A 2,199-nucleotide genomic window follows, 5' to 3' on the forward strand; every position below is an offset into this window, starting at 1 on the left:
TACTTGACAGGGGTAACTCCAGACACAAAGTCTTGGGCTTTTCTATTTATTAATACGTTGTATCACCATTAAAAATCGAATTTTTCACAATTACATAATCAACGTTACGGATAGCTTCTAACTTATTGCCGCCAGCATAAGAAATAGAAGACTGAAGATCTTGTTCCATTTCTGTTAACGTATCTTGAAGAGCGCCTTTATGCTCTACGTACATTTTCTTGCCTTCAACGTTTTTCTTTTCACCTTTTTGGAATTCAGAAGCTGAACCAAAGTATTCTTTGTAGAGCTTGCCATCTTCTCGTACAACAGACTCTCCAGGAGACTCCTCATGGCCAGCAAATAGAGAACCAATCATAACCATAGCAGCACCAAAGCGAACAGATTTTGCGATATCACCGTGCGTACGGATTCCGCCATCAGCGATAATTGGTTTGCTTGCGGCTTTTGCACACCAACGAAGAGCAGCTAGCTGCCATCCACCTGTTCCAAAGCCTGTTTTAATTTTTGTAATACATACTTTTCCTGGACCAATCCCAACTTTCGTTGCGTCTGCGCCAGCACGCTCTAATTCACGTACTGCTTCAGGCGTTCCAACGTTTCCGGCGATAACGAATGTAGTTGGTAAAAGATTTTTAATATGTCCAATCATTTTAATCACAGCATTTGAATGACCGTGGGCAATATCAATTGTAATATATTCTGGTGCAAGACCTTCATCTGCAAGCTGTTGAACAAATGTGTACTCTTCTTCTTTAACGCCAACGCTAATAGATGCGAATAATCCGCGTTCTTTCATGTCTTTTACAAATGAAAGTCGCTTTTCTGGTTGGAAACGGTGCATTACATAAAAGTAACCGTTTTCTGCTAAGTAAACAGAGATTTTTTCATCAATAATTGTTTGCATGTTTGCAGGGACTACAGGAAGTTTGAACGTACGACCGCCAAACTCGACCGTTGTATCACACTCAGAACGGCTATTTACTACAGACTTAGCTGGAATTAACTGAATATCTTCATAGTCAAACACGTTTTCCATTAGTTACACCTCTAAATACGAATATTTATATTTAAATTAACTTTAAATGTTCGTTAAAATATACTTTATTTTGAGTGAGTTGTCAAACTTTGATAATATTTTTATCTTTTGAGAGGAAATAATAGTTTTTATAGAGATTTAAACATAAAAAGTAGGAAAGTAAGCGCTATATTCCTCTTTTCTTTTCCTCATTTAATTATTTTTATGATTAAGAGGGGAAAGGCGTATTGTTCGGTTTTTTGAAGATTCTCTAAAATAAAATTTGGAGGGGGAATGTAAATTAAAGCACTTTCTGTTTTTTCTTTTTTAGCATCTTCGTTAAGAACGAACTTATTCAGATAAATTTAAATATGGAAGAATCAGTTTGGAATAGGGAAAGGAATAGACCTATGAAAAGAAGGGAGAAGACGAACCTCCCTATTTCTAACATGATGCACCTATTACAAGGGTGTTGCGTAAATAATGTAGCATTGCAGTGCATGACCAATATAAGAAAAAGGATAGGACGTTGTAGGAAGAAGTTCATTTTTATTTTTGTTATCTTGTATGTAAAATCTAGATATAAAAGACTCATTTTTAGCATGACACCAGTTTTAGGTTCACCTGTACGGCGGGAAACAGGGTCACGATGTCCACATAGAACAATTTGTCCTCTTTCATTTGGATAAACATTTTGTTTATAATGACCAACGCTTTTTTAAAAGTTATCGCTGTTTGTTCCTTCTACAATAGGGAGTTCAGCTTCGATTTTAGGAAGAGAGGGTACACCCCATGCCCATCAAGCTAAGACTGTTTAGGTAGGGGTTGCTGTCTAACTTTACGCCAACCACATCGTAATTAAGGTTGTGCGCGACCTTTCCTATGAAAATTAGGCATTCTAAAGAAGCGTCCAGATTAGGACGTTTTTTTAGGCATGTTAGGCAACTTTTCTTGTGCTCCTACTTTGTTTGTAAATGACACCGAGGATATCGAAGCCTGTTTTTTTCTCATATCGATGGGATTTTCGCCCGTTCTTTTCTAGAAGTGCATACAACCGAAGTAAAATTCGAGTGATGCTTTCGGCACCTTTTTGTATGGCTTCATACAAGAGGGGTAAATAATCTTTTATCATGTACACAGCCTTATATTCACTCCGCTCTTTCTTCTTTTTTCGCAGAAGCAGT

General features: G+C 37.2%; 1 protein-coding gene and 2 pseudogenes. All 3 read right to left on the reverse strand.

Annotated features, from left to right (window positions below):
• Positions 1-49 precede the first annotated feature (49 nt).
• A complete protein-coding gene (guaC, locus tag MOC86_RS25885) occupies positions 50-1,036 on the reverse strand; it encodes a GMP reductase (protein ID WP_268586776.1) in 987 nt (328 codons plus the stop codon).
• A gap of 440 nt (positions 1,037-1,476) precedes the next feature.
• Positions 1,477-1,811: pseudogene (locus MOC86_RS25890) on the reverse strand (sortase); the annotation flags it as partial.
• Between the two features lie 141 nt (positions 1,812-1,952).
• Positions 1,953-2,199, reverse strand: a pseudogene (locus tag MOC86_RS25895) (IS4 family transposase); the annotation flags it as partial.

The sequence above is a fragment of the Priestia endophytica genome, from assembly GCF_026790145.1.
GTDB classification, from domain to species: domain Bacteria; phylum Bacillota; class Bacilli; order Bacillales; family Bacillaceae_H; genus Bacillus_I; species Bacillus_I endophytica_A.

Bases quoted from the DNA above. Each gene is read 5' to 3' on its own strand.
- guaC (WP_268586776.1), bottom strand. From the start codon at position 1,036: ATGGAAAACGTGTTTGACTATGAAGATATTCAGTTAATTCCAGCTAAG.